The organism is Nocardiopsis lambiniae (assembly GCF_031845465.1).
GTDB lineage: Bacteria > Actinomycetota > Actinomycetes > Streptosporangiales > Streptosporangiaceae > Nocardiopsis > Nocardiopsis lambiniae.
In genome coordinates, this window is record NZ_JAVREP010000002.1 from 362,690 (window position 1) to 379,421 (window position 16,732).

The 16,732-nt window shown below is 70.9% G+C and carries 14 protein-coding genes and 1 tRNA gene; 4 read left to right on the top strand and 11 right to left on the bottom strand.

Annotated features, from left to right (window positions below):
* Nucleotides 1–110: 110 nt before the first annotated feature.
* Entirely contained in the window at nucleotides 111–1,487 is a 1,377-nt protein-coding gene (locus RM479_RS05955) for a cystathionine beta-synthase (RefSeq protein WP_274809345.1), read from the bottom strand.
* 332 nt (nucleotides 1,488–1,819) lie between these two features.
* On the opposite strand from RM479_RS05955, the gene RM479_RS05960 reads away from it, so the two are divergent.
* From RM479_RS05960 to RM479_RS05970, 3 genes are all read left to right on the top strand, one after another.
* Nucleotides 1,820–2,869, top strand: coding sequence for an SGNH/GDSL hydrolase family protein (locus RM479_RS05960; RefSeq protein ID WP_311510696.1), 1,050 nt, complete (start codon nucleotides 1,820–1,822; stop codon nucleotides 2,867–2,869).
* Nucleotides 2,870–3,016: 147 nt separating this feature from the next.
* A complete protein-coding gene (locus RM479_RS05965) occupies nucleotides 3,017–4,237 on the top strand; it encodes an acetyl-CoA C-acetyltransferase (RefSeq protein WP_311510697.1) in 1,221 nt (406 codons plus the stop codon).
* 282 nt (nucleotides 4,238–4,519) lie between these two features.
* Nucleotides 4,520–4,789 (top strand): DUF4287 domain-containing protein, encoded by a 270-nt coding sequence (locus RM479_RS05970; protein ID WP_274809348.1) that lies wholly within the window; start codon nucleotides 4,520–4,522, stop codon nucleotides 4,787–4,789.
* Nucleotides 4,790–4,889: 100 nt separating this feature from the next.
* Here RM479_RS05970 and RM479_RS05975 read toward each other — a convergent pair whose 3' ends face one another.
* The 3 genes from RM479_RS05975 to pruA all read right to left on the bottom strand — a co-directional run bounded on the left by RM479_RS05975 (nucleotide 4,890) and on the right by pruA (nucleotide 8,711).
* Complete coding sequence (locus tag RM479_RS05975; protein WP_274809349.1) at nucleotides 4,890–5,819, bottom strand: Bax inhibitor-1/YccA family protein; 930 nt, start codon at nucleotides 5,817–5,819, stop codon at nucleotides 4,890–4,892.
* Between the two features lie 175 nt (nucleotides 5,820–5,994).
* Nucleotides 5,995–6,921, bottom strand: a complete 927-nt coding sequence (locus RM479_RS05980) for a proline dehydrogenase family protein (protein WP_311510698.1) — start codon at nucleotides 6,919–6,921, stop codon at nucleotides 5,995–5,997.
* 164 nt (nucleotides 6,922–7,085) lie between these two features.
* A complete protein-coding gene (gene pruA / locus RM479_RS05985) occupies nucleotides 7,086–8,711 on the bottom strand; it encodes an L-glutamate gamma-semialdehyde dehydrogenase (protein WP_311510699.1) in 1,626 nt (541 codons plus the stop codon).
* Between the two features lie 265 nt (nucleotides 8,712–8,976).
* Between pruA and RM479_RS05990 the strand changes: the two genes are divergently transcribed.
* Nucleotides 8,977–10,641 (top strand): helix-turn-helix domain-containing protein, encoded by a 1,665-nt coding sequence (locus tag RM479_RS05990; RefSeq protein ID WP_311510700.1) that lies wholly within the window; start codon nucleotides 8,977–8,979, stop codon nucleotides 10,639–10,641.
* Between the two features lie 27 nt (nucleotides 10,642–10,668).
* Here the strand turns inward: RM479_RS05990 and RM479_RS05995 are convergent.
* The 7 genes from RM479_RS05995 to RM479_RS06025 all read right to left on the bottom strand — a co-directional run bounded on the left by RM479_RS05995 (nucleotide 10,669) and on the right by RM479_RS06025 (nucleotide 16,408).
* Nucleotides 10,669–10,742, bottom strand: a tRNA-Leu gene (locus RM479_RS05995).
* 112 nt (nucleotides 10,743–10,854) lie between these two features.
* On the bottom strand, nucleotides 10,855–12,234 hold the full coding sequence (locus tag RM479_RS06000) for an NAD(P)/FAD-dependent oxidoreductase (protein WP_311510701.1): 1,380 nt from the start codon (nucleotides 12,232–12,234) through the stop codon (nucleotides 10,855–10,857).
* Between the two features lie 311 nt (nucleotides 12,235–12,545).
* The gene (locus tag RM479_RS06005) at nucleotides 12,546–13,532 is read right to left on the bottom strand and encodes a Ppx/GppA phosphatase family protein (RefSeq protein WP_311510702.1); all 987 of its coding nucleotides are present in this window, start codon (nucleotides 13,530–13,532) and stop codon (nucleotides 12,546–12,548) included.
* Nucleotides 13,529–14,107 carry a DUF501 domain-containing protein gene (locus tag RM479_RS06010; RefSeq protein ID WP_311510703.1) on the bottom strand — a complete coding sequence of 193 codons (579 nt, stop codon included), beginning with the start codon at nucleotides 14,105–14,107 and terminating at the stop codon, nucleotides 13,529–13,531. Before RM479_RS06010 ends, RM479_RS06005 begins: the two co-directional genes overlap by 4 nt.
* A gap of 53 nt (nucleotides 14,108–14,160) precedes the next feature.
* Nucleotides 14,161–14,532 carry an FtsB family cell division protein gene (locus RM479_RS06015; RefSeq protein ID WP_311510704.1) on the bottom strand — a complete coding sequence of 124 codons (372 nt, stop codon included), beginning with the start codon at nucleotides 14,530–14,532 and terminating at the stop codon, nucleotides 14,161–14,163.
* A gap of 174 nt (nucleotides 14,533–14,706) precedes the next feature.
* Nucleotides 14,707–15,990, bottom strand: coding sequence for a phosphopyruvate hydratase (eno, locus tag RM479_RS06020; RefSeq protein WP_311510705.1), 1,284 nt, complete (start codon nucleotides 15,988–15,990; stop codon nucleotides 14,707–14,709).
* Nucleotides 15,991–16,105: 115 nt separating this feature from the next.
* On the bottom strand, nucleotides 16,106–16,408 hold the full coding sequence (locus RM479_RS06025) for a helix-turn-helix domain-containing protein (RefSeq protein WP_311510706.1): 303 nt from the start codon (nucleotides 16,406–16,408) through the stop codon (nucleotides 16,106–16,108).
* Between the last annotated feature and the right edge of the window lie 324 nt (nucleotides 16,409–16,732).

Below are 16,732 nucleotides of genomic sequence, written 5' to 3' on the forward strand. Positions count from 1 at the left end.
CGAACATTAACAGTGTTCGAGTATGCGCATCCATGCCCGATACGTTCGCACCGGGGCCCGAACAACGCTCGGTTCCGAGCGCCGTCCGGGCCCCGCGCGGCGATGCCGTGTCAGTTCGACAGGTGGGCCAGCAGGTCCTGACGTGTGAGGATGCCCACGGGCTTGCCGTCGCGCAGCACGACCAGCGCACCCGAGTCGCGCAGCAGGCGCACGCAGTCGCCCACCGGAGTACCGGTGCCGACCGTGGCCAGCGGGCGGCCCATGTGATCCTCCACCTGGTCGGCCAGCTGGGCCCGACCGTCGAACAGGGCGTCCAGGAGGTCGCGCTCGGCGATCGAACCGACCACCTCGGCCGCCATCACGGGCGGCTCCTCCTTCATGACCGGGAGCTGGGAGACGCCGTACTCGCGCATGATCGCCACGGCCGTGCCCACGGTCTCGTCCGGGTGGGCGTGCACGAAGTCCGGCAGCTCCCCGCCCTTGGCGGCGAGCACCTCGCCCGCGGTGGCCTCCTCGGTCTCCGCGGACAGGAAGCCGTAGTCGGCCATCCACTCGTCGTTGAAGATCTTGCCCAGGTAACCGCGTCCGCCGTCGGGCAGCAGCACCACGATCACGTCGTCGGGGCCGGCGTTCCGCGCCGCCCGCAGCGCGGCCTGCACGGCCAACCCGCACGAACCGCCCACCAGCAGGGCCTCCTCACGGGCCAGGCGGCGGGTCATCAGGAACGAGTCCTTGTCGCTGACAGCGATGATCTCGTCGCAGATCCCCGTGTCGTAGGTGCCCGGCCAGATGTCCTCGCCGACGCCCTCCACCAGGTAGGGACGACCGGAGCCGCCCGAGTAGACCGAACCCTCCGGGTCGGCGCCCACGATCTTCACCGCGCCGCCGGAGATCTCCTTGAGGTAGCGACCGGTGCCGCTGATGGTGCCGCCGGTGCCGATGCCCGCCACGAAGTGGGTGATGCGGCCCTCGGTCTGCTCCCAGATCTCCGGACCCGTGGAGTGGTAGTGCGACTCGGGGTTGTTCGTGTTCTCGTACTGGTTCGGCTTCCAGGCTCCGGGGATCTCCCCGGCCAACCGGTCCGAGACCGAGTAGTAGGACTCGGGGTGCTCGGGGGCGACCGTGGTGGGGCACACCACGACCTCCGCCCCGTAGGCGCGCAGCACGGAGAGCTTGTCCGGGCCGACCTTGTCCGGGCAGACGAAGACGCAGCGGTAGCCCTTCTCCTGGGCGACGATGGCCAGGCCGATGCCGGTGTTGCCGGAGGTCGGCTCGACGATGGTGCCGCCCGGTTTGAGCTCCCCGCTCTTCTCCGCGGCCTCGACCATGCGCAGCGCGATGCGGTCCTTCACCGAACCGCCGGGGTTGAAGTACTCGACCTTGGCCAGCACCGTGGGCGCGTTCGGCCCCAGGCCCTCGGTCACCTTCCTCAACCGGACGAGCGGGGTGTTCCCCACCAGATCGATCAGTGAGTCGTATACCCGCACTTCATGCTCCCTTGCATCGTGGCGACCGGGTCGTCGGCCCGCCGTTCTCCTCAACGCCCCGGAAGGCGTGGCCCCGGGGCCGTGGGGCCGGTCCGGCCCGTCTCAACCCGACTCTAACGTCCCCGATCAGCGCGTTCGCCGACCGCGGGACGAGGTGGTCCGGTGGAGCGGCAAGGGGGTGTCCCCGAGGTGAGGGAGAGCCTCCCCCGGAGTTCGAACCCCGTTCCGCCGTGGTACGTGACCGCGCCGTTCACCGCCGGTAACCTCAGGGGTCCGACCGGCTCGCCGCACAGGGTCGCGGGGCGGGGGTCAGAGGCCGTGGAGGTCGTCCCATGCTGCGTGCCGCACGCGCACGGCGGATAGCCGCGGCCACCGCGTTCGGCGGTGGCGGACTCACACTGGTGGGCGGTGGCACGCTCGCCCTGCTCTACCTCCAGGCCCGGCTGGCCCGCCGGGCGGTGGGTGTCACCGAGTGGGCGCGGCCCCCCGTCGACGGGATCCACGGCCATGGCTCCGGGGCACCGATCCGCATGCTCATGATGGGCGACTCCACGGCCGCGGGCTTCGCGGTGGAGACCGCCGCCCGAACGCCCGGCGTCCTGCTGGCGACGGGGCTGGCCAACGCGGCCGACCGGCCGGTGCGGCTGCGCTGCACGGCGTTCCCCGGGGCGACCTCGGCCACTCTGGCCGGGCAGATCGAACGGTCCGGCGCCCTGGCGGAGGCCACCCGCTACGACGTGGCCGTGATCTTCATCGGCGCCAACGACGTCATCCGCCGGGTGCGGCCCAGCGACGCCGTGTCCCATCTGCGCGAGGCCTGCCGATCGTTGGTGGACCACGGCACGGCCGTGGTGGTGGCGACCTGCCCCGACCTGGGCACGGTGCGCCCCATCGGGTGGCCGCTGCGCTCGGTGGCACGCCGCGCCTCGCGCCAACTGGCCGCCGCGCAGACGATCGCGGTCACCGAGGTGGGCGGTCGCACGGTGTCCCTGAGCGACCTGCTCGTCGACGTCTTCCGAGACGACCCCTCCCTCATGTTCGGCCCCGACCGGTTCCACCCGTCGGCACACGGATACGCCCAGGCGGCCTCCGCCCTGCTGCCGTCGGTGTGCGCGGCGCTGGGGCTGCTCCCCGAGTTCGATACGCTCCCGGTCGGCGGCATCCTGCCGGTGGACCGGGCCGCCGTGGTCGCCGCGGAGAACCCGGGCACGGAGGTGTCACGTGCCGGCGACCCGACGCGGGGCCGTCGCGGCCGGTGGGCCGCGCTGGTCCGCCGACCGCTGTGGCCCCCGCGGGAGCCGTCCGGCGACCGGCAGGAGCCGGTGTCGGCGGACACGGGCGGCTCCGGCGAGGGGGCGTCCACCGAATTCCGGGATCGGTGAGATCACGGACAACCCCGACCCCGGGTGGCGCGGGAGGGCGACCTCCGGGTTTACTGACTGGTAACAAGACATGCCGTGACCGGCATCACCGCCCGCCCGGGCACCGAGCGGTCACGCCCGTAGCACCACTCCGATAGGGACGCAGCCATGCCCGAAGCCGTCATCGTCGCCACCGCCCGGTCCCCGATCGGGCGCGCCTTCAAGGGTTCGCTCAAGGACATCCGCCCCGACGACCTCGCCGCACAGGTCATCGGCGCCGCCCTGGCCAAGGTCCCCCAGCTGGACCCGACCACCATCGACGACATCATGCTCGGCTGCGGTCTGCCCGGCGGTGAGCAGGGCTTCAACATGGCACGCGTGGTCGCCGTGCAGCTCGGCCTGGACACCGTGCCGGGCACCACCATCACCCGTTACTGCTCCTCCTCCCTCCAGACGACCCGGATGGCCCTCCACGCCATCAAGGCGGGAGAGGGCGACGTGTTCGTCTCCGCCGGGGTGGAGACCGTGAGCCGCTTCGCCCACGGCAGCAGCGACGACCCCCAGAACGAGAACCCGCTCTTCGCCGACGCCAAGGCGCGCACCGCCAAGCGCGCGGAGGCCGGCGCCCCGGCCTGGACCGACCCGCGCGAGGACGGCGCCCTGCCCGACGCCTACATCGCGATGGGCCAGACCGCCGAGAACGTCGCCCAGATCACCGGCGTCTCCCGCGAGCGCCAGGACGAGTTCGCCGTCCGGTCCCAGAACCTCGCCGAGAAGTCCCTGGACAACGGCTTCTGGGAGCGCGAGATCACCCCGATCACCCTGCCGGACGGCACCGTGGTCACCACCGACGACGGCATCCGCCGCGGCACCACCTACGAGAAGGTCTCCCAGCTCCAGCCGGTCTTCCGTCCCGACGGCACCGTCACCGCCGGCAACGCCTGCCCGCTCAACGACGGCGCCTCCGCGGTGGTCATCATGAGCGACACCAAGGCCGCGCAGCTGGGTCTGACCCCGCTGGCCCGGATCGTGTCCACCGGTGTGACCGGTCTGAACCCGGAGATCATGGGCCTGGGTCCGGTCGAGGCCTCCAAGCAGGCCCTGGCCCGCGCGAACATGGCCATCGGCGACATCGACCTGGTCGAGATCAACGAGGCGTTCGCCGCGCAGGTCCTGCCCTCCGCGGACCGGCTGGGCGTGGACATCGACTCCCGGCTCAACGTCAACGGCGGCGCCATCGCGATCGGCCACCCGTTCGGCAGCACCGGTGCGCGCATCACCGGCACCCTGATCAACGGTCTCCGGTTCCACGACAAGACCTTCGGTCTGGAGACCATGTGCGTCGGCGGCGGCCAGGGCATGGCGGCCGTCTTCGAGCGCCTGAGCTGACCGTTCCCCTCACACGGTGAGGGCCCGGGGCGTACGCCCCGGGCCCTCTTCTCCTTTTTCGGACACCATCGCGGTTTCGAGGTGTTCGCCCCTTCCGCTTCGAGGACTCCGGAACACGTGCGTGCGCCGGACAGTCCCACCGGGATCGGTTGCTTAGTGCATCTCCGCAAACGTTCCCGCACACACAAGGTAAAAGCCGGCGTCCAGCACTTGTCCATATCGTGATCCTGATGCAGTGTCGCTGGTAAGCGTCCTACTCCACACGCACTGCCGGAGGTGCCCATGCCGGTGACCCACTCGCCGGAGATCCACGCCAAGCTCATCGAACGCATCCCGGCCGTCACCGGCCGCGAAATCCACGAGTGGTTCGACGCCCTCGACCAGGGTCCGGGACTGCTCCGCTGCTCCGACCGGGCCAACTGGCTCGCCGACGAGTACGAGCTGCCCCCGTGGTACGCCCAGGCCCTCGTCACCGAATACGACCGCCGTCGCCGGAACCGCTCCATCCCCGCGCCGCGCCGCGAACGCGAGTCGAGCCCGCGAACGGCCTGACCGAAGCGACCCCCACCCCCGTTCGGGGGCACCGGGGAACGACGAAGGGGCCGTCCCGGCATCGCCGGGACGGCCCCTCGTGGATCGACTCCGGGGAGTGCTACTCGCCGAACATCGTCTTGAGCATCCAGAGCAGGCGCAGGATCTCGATGTAGAGCCAGACCAGCGAGGCGGTCAGACCGAAGGCGAACAGCCAGGCGGTCTTGTCGGGGACACCGGCGTTGATGCCCTCCTCGATGCCCCGGAAGTCCAGTGCCAGGGTGCAGGCCGCGATGACGATGAACACCAGGCTGACGATCAGACCCAGCGGGCTGGGCTCACGGATGCCGATGCCACCGGAGATGAAGAAGCTCGCGACGAAGTTGACGAGGATCAGGGCGAGGGCGCCCATGGAGGCGTAGGCGACGACCTTGACGAAACCGTCGGTCACCTTGATGATGCGGAACTTGTACAGCGCCAGCATGACGCCGAACACCAGGAAGGTGCCGAGCACGGCCTGGGTGACGAGCACACCGCCCGAGCCGGCGCCCTGCGTGGCGTCGAGGGTGCCGGCCAGGATGGCGGTGAGGCCACCGACGAGCAGGCCTTCGAGGGCCGCGTAGACCAGGGTGGCGACGGGGTTGGCGATGCCCTTGAAACCGACGACCAGGCCCAGGACCAGTCCGCCGAGGCCGCCCACGATCGCGAGGAGCATGGCCAGGCCCGGAGAGGACTGGAAGAGGAAGTAGTTGATGACGGCCGTGACGACGACGAGACCGAGCGACATCCCGGTGCGCACGACGACGTCATCGATGGTCATCCGCGATTCGCCGAAGCCCTGGGCGGGACCGCCCGGGTACGACTGCTGCGGGTGCCCCTGCTGGGGATAGGGCTGGCCGTAGCCCTGCTGGGGGTAACCCTGCTGCGGGTAGCCCTGCTGCGGGTACGGCTGTCCGTAACCCTGCTGACCGTAGCCCTGCTGGCCGTACCCTGCCGGGCCGGCCTGCTGGAGCGCCCGCTTGAGAACGGGGTTGGAGCTGCGCATCCGCATGTCCAGTCAAGACCTTTCGAAATACCGTGGATTACTGCCCACAAGGTAACGTACGGGCTTTCGCCGACGTTCCACGGCTCTGGTCACCGTTGGGAAACGGAGTTCCCCGGACAGAGGGGAAGGGCCGGGGCGGGGACCCCGGCCCGTGCACCCGTCGACCACGCGGTCCCGCGGTCTAGTCGCGCGTGATGAGCGAGCGCGCCAGGAACAGCACGTTCGCGGGACGCTCCGCCAGACGGCGCATGTAGTAGCCGTACCACTCGGTGCCGTAGGGAACGTAGACGCGCATGCGCTTCCCCTCGGCGGCCAGGCGTTTCTGCTCCTCGTCCCGGATGCCGTAGAGCATCTGGTACTCGTAGTCCTCCGCGGTACGGCCGTTGGCCACGGCCAGCTCACCGGCGATGGCGATCATCCGCGGGTCGTGCGAGGCCACCATCGGGTAGCCGTCGCCCTCCATGAGGACGCGCAGGGCGCGCACGTACGCCTTGTCGACCTCGTGCTTGTCGCGGAAGGCCACGGACTCGGGCTCGTCGTAGGCGCCCTTGCACAGGCGCACGCGGGAGCCGGCGCCGCTCAGGTCGCGGCAGTCCGCCTCGGTGCGGCGCAGGTAGGCCTGGAGCACCGCGCCCACGAACGGGAAGTCCTCGCGCAGCTCGCGCAGGATGCCCAGGGTGGAGTCGGTGGTGGTGTGGTCCTCCATGTCGAGGGTGACCGTGGTGCCGATGGCCTCGGCGGCCTCGGCGATGCGACGTGCGTTCTCCAGCGCGATCTTCTCGCCGTCGCGGTCCAGGAACTGACCGACCGCGGAGAGCTTGACCGAGACCTCGGCGCGGTCGCCCAGACCCGCCTCGCCCAGCGCGGCCAACAGGTCCTCGTAGGCCAGGACGGTGGCCTCGGCCTGGGTCCGGTCCTCGGTGTCCTCACCGAGGAAGTCCAGCGTGACCAGGCGGTCCCGGCCGAGGGCCTCGACGACGGGCAGGGCGGTGACCTGGTCCTCACCGGCGACGAACCGGTGGACCATGGCACGGGTGATGGGAGTGCGCTCGACGATCCGGCGGCAGGTGGTGGACCTGGCGGCGAGAAGCAGAGGCTTGCGGAGCATGGTGACCTCGAAGAAGACAAGCGCGGACGGACGCGCCGCGACGGGTGGGGCGCGGCCGGGGATCGGCCCGGCCGCGCCAGTGGTTCCTCGGGGGGCGGGAGGTCCGCACCCCTCAGGACGGGAGGGGTGCGGAACCGGTGATCACCCCTGTAGGGGTGGGCGGATCATCCCTGGTGGGGGTAGGAGGAGGTCGTCGGGGCGACGAACGTCTCCTTGATGGAACGCGGGCTGGACCAGCGCGACAGGTTCTGCGCGGACCCGGCCTTGTCGTTGGTGCCCGAGGCGCGACCGCCGCCGAAGGGCTGCTGGCCCACGACGGAGCCGGTCGGCCGGTCGTTGATGTAGAAGTTGCCGGCGGTGAAGCGCAGGGCCGCCTCGGCCTCGGCGACGGCGGTGCGGTCGTTGGCGAGGACCGCGCCGGTCAGGGCGTAGGCCGAGCCCTCGTCGACGACCTTGAGGATCTCGCTGTAGCGGTCGTCCTCGTAGACGTGGACGGCCACGACCGGGCCGAAGTACTCGGTGCGGAACACGTCGTTGGACGGGTCGGTGCCGACGATGATGGTCGGTCGCACGAAGTAGCCCACGGAGTCGTCGGCGGTGCCGCCGGCGACGATCTCCAGGGTCGGGTCGGACTTGGCGTCCTCCAGCACCCCGGCCAGCTTGTCGAAGGAGCGGCGGTCGATGACGGCGCCCATGAAGTTCGACAGGTCGGTGACGTCGCCCATGGTCAGGGCCTCGGTCTCGGCGATGAGGGCGTCGCCCATCTTCTCCCAGACCGAACGGGCCACGAACACGCGCGAGGCCGCGGAGCACTTCTGGCCCTGGTACTCGAAGGCGCCGCGCACGATGGCGGTGCGCAGGATCTCCGGGTCCGCGGTGTGGTGGGCGACGATGAAGTCCTTGCCGCCGGTCTCGCCGACGATCCGCGGGTAGCTCCGGTAGGTGGAGATGTTCTCGCCGACCGTCTTCCAGAGGTGCTGGAAGGTGCGGGTGGAACCGGTGAAGTGCACACCGGCCAGGTCCGGGTCGTTGAGGGCGACGTCGGAGACGGCCAGACCGTCACCGGTGACCATGTTGATGACGCCCGGGGGCATCCCGGCCTCCTCCAGGAGGCGCATGGTCAGCTCGGCGGAGAACTGCTGCGTCGGGGACGGCTTCCACACGACCACGTTGCCCATCAGGGCCGGGGCGGTGGGCAGGTTGCCCGCGATGGCGGTGAAGTTGAAGGGGGTGATCGCGTAGACGAACCCCTCCAGCGGACGCTGCTCCATGCGGTTCCACACGCCCTTGACGCTCAGCGGCTGCTGGGCGATCAGGTCACGGGCGTAGGCGACGTTGAAGCGCCAGAAGTCGATCAGCTCGCAGGCCGCGTCGATCTCCGCCTGCTGGGCCGTCTTGGACTGGCCGAGCATGGTGGCGGCGTTGATGGTGGCGCGCCAGGGACCGGAGAGCAGTTCGGCGGCGCGCAGCAGGATGGCGGCGCGGTCGTCGAAGGACATCGCGCGCCACGCGGGGGCGGCGGCCTTGGCGGCGGCGATGGCGTCGCGGGCGTCCTGGTGGGTGGCGTTGCGCATGGTGCCCAGCACGGCCGCGTGGTTGTGCGGCTGCACCGTGTCGATGGGCTCGCCACCGCCCATGCGGCTCTCGCCGCCGATGCGCATCGGCAGGTCGATGCGCTCCTTGCCGAGTTCCTCCAGCGTGGCGACGAGCTCCGCGCGCTCGGCACTGCCGGGCGCGTAGGACAGAACGGGCTCGTTCTGCGGCATCGGGACGTTGGTCACGGCGTCCATGGGCACCTCCCTGAAAGTCGTATCCCTGAATCACGCAGGGGCTGTCTCATCCAACGTTCGCAGAGCGAGCCCGTGCGAACCTTGTGGGACGGGCCACTCTTTGCCCGAGCTGTTTGTCCTTTGGGACAAAATGTAACTCGAAGGTCCAGCGACGTACCAACGACACCGCACGCGCACGAACGTTCGACGACCGCCAACGGAGCCCTCCGTGACATCCTCCATCACCGCTGGTCAAGACAGAGATTCGGACGATCCGCGCCCGGGGGTGCCCCTGCGCGGGCTCCTGCTCGCCCTGGGCGACCCGATCGTGGACGTGGCCGCCGCTCCGGCAGGCCTGGATGTCCAGGTGGACAACGTCCTCATCATGGACCCCGAGGACCGGACCGAGGTGCGCGCCGGGGACCTGGTGCTGCTCATCGGAGCCCGGGGCGGCTCGGCCCGCCGACTGGTCCGGTCGATCGCCGAGCGGGGCGCCACCGCCGTCGCCGTCAAGGGCGGGCCCCCGCACGACCGGGAGGAGGCCCCCGCCCGGGGGCGTCCTCGGATCGGCGGGGACGATCTGGCACCGCTGCGGGCGGAGGCCCAGGAGGCGGGCATCACGTTGCTGGTGGTGCGCCCGGAGGTGCGCTGGGACCGGTTCCAGGCGGTGTGCCAGGGCATCGTGGACGACGCCCGGCTGCTCGACGGCGGTGACGTGGGCGAGGCCGACGGCGACCTGTTCTCGATGGCGCAGACGATCGCACAGCTCACCGGCGGGCTGGTGAGCATCGAGGACTCCGCGAGCCGGGTGCTGGCCTACTCCAGTGGCGCGGAGGTGGACGAGCTGCGACGGCTGTCGGTGCTGGGCCGTCGGGGGCCGGAGTCGTACCTGGCGTTGCTGCGCGAGTGGGGGGTGTTCGCCACCCTGCGCGCGGGCGAGGAGGTGGTGCGCATCGACGAACACCCCGACCTGGGCATCCGGCGGCGCCTGGCCGTGGGCATCCACGCCGGTGACCGGCCGCTCGGCGCGATCTGGGTGCAGGAGGGGTCCCGGCCCCTGGCCGAGCACGCCGAGGAGGCCCTGTTGGGCGCGGCGCGCACCACGGCGCTCCAGATGATCCGCCAACGTACGCGGGCCAGCGCCGGGCTGCGGTTGCGCGAGGACCTGCTCTCCAGCCTGTTGGAGGGACGGATCGACGCCGCCGCGCTGGCCGACACCGTGGAGGTGCGCAGTGATCGGGCCGCGCTGGTGGTGGCGTTCGCCCTCGACGGGGAGGAGGGGGGCGAGCGGGCCGATCGTCCGGAACGGGAGTTGCGCCGTCGCCGGTTCATCGACCTGGTGTCGGTGCACACGGCCGCCTACCGACGCAGTTCGCTGGTGACGGAGTTGAACGGGCGGGTGTACGTCCTGCTGCCCGACCTGATCCACGACCATGGGGGGCCGGAGCGGTCGGTGGTGACGTTGAGCGGCAAGATCGTGGAGGCGGCCCGGGGTGCGTTGGGGTCGCGGGTGCGGGCCGCGGTCGGATCGCCGGTGGGCCGGTTGGCGGACGTGCCGGAGTCACGGCAGGAGGCCGACCGGGTGTTGGAGGCGATGCGGGGGGACGCCGACCGGGAGGTCGCGACCATCGACGACGTGCGTTCGCGGGTGCTCATCCGGGAGACGCTGGCGCGCCTGCGCGAGGACCCGTCGCTGCGCGATCCCCGGGTCGACCGGCTGGTGGAGTACGACCGGGGAGGCGGGTCGGAGCTGGTGCGGTCGCTGTCGGCGTACCTGGAGGAGTTCGGGGACGCCAGGGCGGCGGCGGATCGGCTGCACATCCATCCGAACACCCTGCGCTACCGGGTGCGACGCGCCGCGGAGATCAGCGGCATCGACCTGTCCGACCCGGGGGAACGGCTGTTCACCCAGCTTCAGCTGATGATGGAACGGGATCGTCCCGCGAAGTGAGCGCGGGCACCCGGAAAGGCGTACGAGTACCCCCGGTCGGACTCGAACCGACACTTGTGACCCTTTTAGGGGGCCTGCCTCTACCATTGGGCTACGAGGGCGAGCCCATCATACCGGCCGGACCGGCCGCGCATTCGGCTCTCGTTGGCCGGAACGGGACACGCGAAGCGGCCGTCCCCCCGCGGGGGGACGGCCGCTCTCGTCGTTCGTCGGTCAGCTCACGCGACGCAGGTTGCCGCCCTCGACGGCCTGCGGGTTGCTGGCCTCGGCGAAGGCCTGGCGGGGCTCGACCATCTCCGGCAGCGCGGCGAAGTCGCGGCGCAGGAAGAACCCGAGCGTCCAGTCCGACAGCACCCGCAGCTTGCGGTTGAAGGTCGGGACCGCGAGCAGGTGGTAGGAGCGGTGCGCGTACCAGGCGAGCCGGCCGTTGAGCTTGATCTTGCCGAACAGCTGGGCGGCGCCCTTGTGCACGCCCAGACCGGCGACCGCGCCGAGGTTCTTGTGGCGGTAGGCGGTGAGCTCGGTGCCGCGCAGGGTGGCGATGACGTTGTCGGCCAGCACCGGGGCCTGACGGACCGCGTTCTGGGCGTTGGGCGGGTAGTAGCCGCCGTTGCCGTCGGGCACCTGGGCGTTGTCGCCACCGGCGAAGGCGTTCTCCACACCGTTGACGGTGAGGTTCTCACCGGTGTCGATGTGGCCCTTGGGGCCGAGCGGCAGGTCGCTGGCGGCGACGACCGGGCTGGGCTTGACGCCGGCGGTCCACACCAGGGTGCCCGCGTCGAACTCGGCGCCGTCGCTGAGCTTGATGCGCTGGTCGACGGCCGACTCCAGGAACGTCTTGAGGCGGACGTCGATGCCGCGGCGACGGAGCTGGTTGAGGGCCTTGGTGCCGACCTCGGGGCCGACCTCGGGCAGGATCTTGTCGGCGGCCTCGATGAGGAAGAAGCGCACGTCCGACTGGTCGATCGAGGGGTGGATGCGGACCGCGTCGCGGACCATGTCCTCCAGCTCGGCGATGGCCTCGGCGCCGGCGAAGCCGCCGCCGACGAACACGAAGGTCAGCGCCTTGCGGCGGACGTCCTCGTCGTCGGTGGAGTCGGCGATCGTCAGCTGGTCGAGGACGTGGTTGCGCAGGTAGGCGGCCTCTTCGACCGTCTTGATGCCGATGCCCCACTCGGCCAGGCCGGGGATGGGCAGGGTGCGCGAGACGGCGCCGGCCGCCATGACCAGGTGGTCGTAGGCGATGGTCTCGGGCTCGCCCACGTTGGGCTCGAAGCGGACCGTGCGGTCGGCGTGGTCGATGCGCACCACACGGCCGCCGAGGACGCGCGTCCGCTTGAAGACCTTGCGCAGCGGAACGACGACGTGGCGGGGGGAGATGCTCCCGGCCGCCGCCTCGGGCAGGAACGGCTGGTAGGTCATGTAGGAGTTGGGGTCGATGACGGTGATCCGCGCCTCGCCGGCCCCGAGCTTCTTCTCCAGCCGCTTCGCGGTGTACATCCCGAGGTAACCGCCACCGACGATGAGGATGTGCGGGATCTCCGCCTCGTCCCCTCCGCCGTGCACCAGCCGGTAGTTCCTGCTCTCGGTCATCGCATATCCGCCCTAACGGTTTCTTTCTCGCCCCCTGCTCGTGCGGGGGGTGGGGGTCGCCACTCGGTACTGCGAGTCGTGGCTGTTACGGGACCCCGACCTTTTTGTCGCTGCTTGTGCATTCTTTCACAAGCATCTACCCACAGAGAAGGTTCACACAAGCTCACCTTCCCACCACTTTCCGACCTGACGGAAATGTGTTTTCGCAGGTCAGGGCGGTTGTGAAAGCATTCACAAGGGTCTGTGGGGGTGACACGTCTCACCCGAAGGGCCCTTGTCCGCACCCTGAAAGACCCTGGTGAAAGCCGTACCTAGACCACCAGGCTCCAGGCCACGCCGTCCAGGATGTCGTGCTCACTCGTCGTGAACGCGTCGGCACCCGTCCGGGCGAGCACGCGGGACAGCACCAGCGCGCCGGCCCCGATCACGTCGACCCGACCCGGGTGCATGACGCCGATCTCCGAACGCTCCATGGCCGTGGACCCGAGCAACCGTTCGGTGATCCGGTCCAGTTCGGCCACGGGCACACGCGAGTGGTGGATCCGCTCCGAGTCGTACTCCGGCAGGTCCAGGAAGATCCCCGCGACCGTGGTCGCGGTCCCCGCGACGCACACCACCGACCCGGCCTCGCGCAATGGCACGACCCGCTCGACCTCGTCCAACGCCGCGTCGATGTCGGCGGTCGCCGCCGCGATCTCCTCGGCCGTGGGCGGGTCGCCGCGCAGGTGTCGCTCGGTCATCCGGACACAGCCGATGTTGACCGACAACGCCGCCCGCACCAGGTCCTCGTCCGATCCGGGCTCGGCGCCCAGGACGAACTCGGTGGACCCGCCGCCGATGTCCACCACCAGGAACGGAGGCGCGAAGTCGGTGGGACCGCCCTCGGCCGCCTCGGCCGCGAACTCCGCGGTGGCGCCCACGAAGGACAGCTCGGCCTCGTCGAGGCCGGTGACCACCTCCGGCTCCACCTTGAGGATCTCGCGCACGCCGTCGATGAACACCTGACGGTTGCTCGCGTCCCGGGTGGCGCTGGTGGCGACCATCCGCACCGCGTCCGGCCCCAGTTCGATGCCGTGCGCCTCGATGGCCTCGGCGTAGGTGCGCAGCGCGTCGAAGGTGCGCTCCAGGGCCTGGGGGGCGAACGCCCCGGTCTCGTCGACGCCCTCGCCCAGACGCACGATCTCCATGCGCCGGTCGACATCGACGACCTGGACCTCATCGCCGTCGATGTGCACGACGTCGGCGATCAGCAACCTGATCGAGTTGGTCCCACAGTCGATCGCCGCGACACCGCTCATGAACCGTTCCCTTCAGAGCCCTCACGGGCGTTCTCGTCGACGCACGCACACGGCCCCTTGTCCCACCAGTGCGGCAGCTCCTCCAGCGCCTCGGCGCCGAAGGGGTTGACGCCCGGTTCGGCCAACTCGTGGGCGACCAGCGCGTGCAGGCACTTCACCCGGGCGGGCATGCCCCCGGTGCTCTGCATCCCCTCCGGCAACGGCTCGACGCCGTCGCGGCGCGCCTGCTCGGCCCGCTCGGCGATGTAGGACTCGTGCGCCCTGGTGTAGGAGGCCCGCAGGTCCGGGTCCTCGGCCAGGCGGTCCTGCATCTCGCGCATGCGGCCGGAGTTCTCCATCCGGCCGATGGCGGAGGCGGCGCGCGGGCACGTCAGGTAGTACAACGTCGGGAAGGGCGTGCCGTCTTCCAGCCGCGGAGCGGTGCGGACCACGTCCGGCAGGCCGCAGGGGCAGCGGTGGGCGACACCGCGCACGCCGCGCGGGACACGGCCCAGTTGGAGTTCGATGGCGGCGAGGTCGCGCTCGGCGACGGCGTCCCCGGTACGCCCGGGTGCGGGCTGATCTGCGGAAGTCATGACCGATCCAGGATAGGGCCACCGGCGCGCCGGCGTTCCCGCCCGGGGCCGGGTCAGGGCGCGGCGCCGACGGAGGGGTCGTCGGCCGCCCGCACCGAACGCCACAGCGCGGTGAACCAGGGCTCGCCCGGGCCCGCCTCGACGCCGTCATCGGCCTCGTCCTCGGGTCGGATGACGATGTAGGCGATCTCGCCCGGGTACCGGTAGTGCAGGCGCAGCCGGGCCTCGCGTTCGACGTACTCGTCGGAGCCCAGAGCCTGCTCGCGCTCGCGCAGGTCGCGCACGCTCTCCTCCATGCGCGACCGCTCCTCCTGGAGCTGGGCGATCTGGGCGCGCTGGGCCACGTACTCGCGCAGCGGGTAGGCCAGGCTGAGCGCGATCACGCACACGACCAGGGCCAGGATCGCCGCCCGGCTGGTGAGCATGGGACGCACCCGGACACGGGGCGGGGAGGGCGCCGGGCCCGGCGCCCTCCCCTTCCGTTCCGGGGTCCCCGTGTCCCGCCGCGCACGGCCGGCACGACCGCGCGGCCTGTCGGCTTTGCTCGCCTTACGGGCCTTTGCGGGCGGCTGCTGCGATTCGCGGGACACTGGGGCAGACTAGCCGCGTCGGGCGAAGCGCGGGAAGGCCGACACGCCCGCGTACACGGCGGCGTCCTCCAGCAGTTCCTCGATCCGCAGCAGCTGGTTGTACTTGGCGACCCGCTCGCTGCGCGCCGGGGCACCGGTCTTGATCTGTCCGGCGTTGGTGGCCACCGCGATGTCGGCGATGGTGGTGTCCTCGGTCTCGCCGGAGCGGTGGCTGATCATCGCCGTGTAACCGCTGCGCTGGGCCAGCGCGACGGCGTCCAGGGTCTCGGTGAGGGTGCCGATCTGGTTGACCTTGACCAGCAGCGAGTTGGCGGTGCCCTCCCCGATGCCGCGGGCCAGCCGCTCGGGGTTGGTCACGAACAGGTCGTCGCCGACCAGCTGGACCTTGTCGCCGATGTCGTCGGTGAGTTTCTTCCAGCCGTCCCAGTCCTCCTCGTCGAGGGGGTCCTCGATGGAGACCAGCGGGTAGTCCTCGACCAGCTCGGCGTAGTAGGCGGACATCTCCGCGGAGGTGCGCGGCTTGCCCTCGAACGTGTAGACACCGTCGGCGTACAGCTCGGTGGCGGCGACGTCCAGGGCCAGCGCGATGTCGGTGCCCGGCGTGTAACCGGCCTTCTCGATCGCCTCGACGATGAGGTCGAGGGCGGCGCGGTTGCTCTCCAGGTTCGGCGCGAAGCCGCCCTCGTCGCCGACGCCGGTGGCCAGGCCGTGCGCCTTGAGGACCGACTTCAGGGAGTGGTAGACCTCGGTGCCCCAGCGCAGCGCCTCGGAGAAGGTGCTCGCCCCGATGGGGGCGACCATGAACTCCTGGATGTCGACGTTGCTGTCGGCGTGCGCGCCACCGTTGAGGATGTTCATCATCGGCACGGGCAGCACGTGCGCGTTCGGACCGCCGATGTAGCGGAACAGGGGGAGTTCGGCCTCGTCGGCGGCGGCACGGGCCACGGCCAGGGAGGCGCCCAGGATCGCGTTGGCGCCGAGCCGGGACTTGTCGGGGGTGCCGTCGAGCTCGATGAGCGCCCGGTCGACGAGGCGCTGGTCGTCGGGGGCGAAGCCGTGCAGCTCGTTGGCGATCTCGTCGTTGACGGCCGCGACGGCCTTGGTCACGCCCTTGCCGCCGTAGCGGTCGCCGCCGTCACGGAGCTCGACGGCCTCGAACCGGCCGGTGGAAGCACCGCTGGGCACACCGGCGCGCCCGATGATGCCGTCGTCGAGCATGACCTCGACCTCGACGGTCGGGTTGCCGCGGGAGTCGAGGATCTCTCGCGCCTGTACTGCCTCGATGGACGCCAAGGTCTGTCTCCGTCTCTTCGGTGTTCTTCGGTTTCTCGGAACCGCTGTTCCAGGACCCGACAACGAGACTAGCGACCCGCTTCGGGTGTGAGCGCGCCCACCCTGCGAAATTGGTCTAGTCCATACCGGGCGTTCTTCCGCCCGTCCCCTCCGGCAGCGCGGCCGTGGCGATCGCGACGGCCCGTCGACGGTGCTCCGGGGCCCCCGCGGACGGGATCAGGACGGCGACGTCCCGGATGCCGCCCAGGGCCCGGAGCAGGTCCTCCTTGGAGCGGAAGTGGTGGTAGAGCGCGGCCTGGGTGATGTTCGGCCGCGCGGCGATCTCGCGCAGGCTCGTCTTCTCACAGCCCTGCCTGCGGAAGAGGTCCAGGGCCGCTCCTCGGATCCCGGTCTCGGTGTCCCCGTGCGCTCCGGGCACCGATGTCCCCTCGTTCTGCCGCCACCCGGTGCGACGAGCCCCTCCCCGGTCTTCCGACCGGTACGTCGCCTCACGGCCGGTGGGTGGTCCTCCACCGTGGAGAGCACGGCACCTCACGCCGCACCCCCGTGGGGGACCTCCATGACCGCCGTGGGCGACGTCCCGATCTCCGGCGCGGGCGTCGCCACCCGCCCTCGCCCACCGGCCGCACCCCACGGCGGCCGTGGTCGCACGCGCCGCACCGGCCGCCCACGGGCCCGGACGCGGCCCTCGGGGCCCGCTCCCCGGGACACGGGGACGATCACCCACCGACGGGCACGGCAC

What these genes read in the sequence shown, in the direction of transcription:
- RM479_RS05960 (WP_311510696.1), top strand. Translation starts at nt 1,820, where the DNA reads ATGCTGCGTGCCGCACGCGCACGGCGGATAGCCGCGGCCACCGCGTTC.
- RM479_RS05965 (WP_311510697.1), top strand. Translation starts at nt 3,017, where the DNA reads ATGCCCGAAGCCGTCATCGTCGCCACCGCCCGGTCCCCGATCGGGCGC.
- RM479_RS05970 (WP_274809348.1), top strand. Translation starts at nt 4,520, where the DNA reads ATGCCGGTGACCCACTCGCCGGAGATCCACGCCAAGCTCATCGAACGC.
- RM479_RS05975 (WP_274809349.1), bottom strand. Translation starts at nt 5,819, where the DNA reads ATGCGGATGCGCAGCTCCAACCCCGTTCTCAAGCGGGCGCTCCAGCAG.
- RM479_RS05980 (WP_311510698.1), bottom strand. Translation starts at nt 6,921, where the DNA reads ATGCTCCGCAAGCCTCTGCTTCTCGCCGCCAGGTCCACCACCTGCCGC.
- pruA (WP_311510699.1), bottom strand. Translation starts at nt 8,711, where the DNA reads ATGGACGCCGTGACCAACGTCCCGATGCCGCAGAACGAGCCCGTTCTG.
- RM479_RS06000 (WP_311510701.1), bottom strand. Translation starts at nt 12,234, where the DNA reads ATGACCGAGAGCAGGAACTACCGGCTGGTGCACGGCGGAGGGGACGAG.
- RM479_RS06005 (WP_311510702.1), bottom strand. Translation starts at nt 13,532, where the DNA reads ATGAGCGGTGTCGCGGCGATCGACTGTGGGACCAACTCGATCAGGTTG.
- RM479_RS06010 (WP_311510703.1), bottom strand. Translation starts at nt 14,107, where the DNA reads ATGACTTCCGCAGATCAGCCCGCACCCGGGCGTACCGGGGACGCCGTC.
- RM479_RS06015 (WP_311510704.1), bottom strand. Translation starts at nt 14,532, where the DNA reads ATGCTCACCAGCCGGGCGGCGATCCTGGCCCTGGTCGTGTGCGTGATC.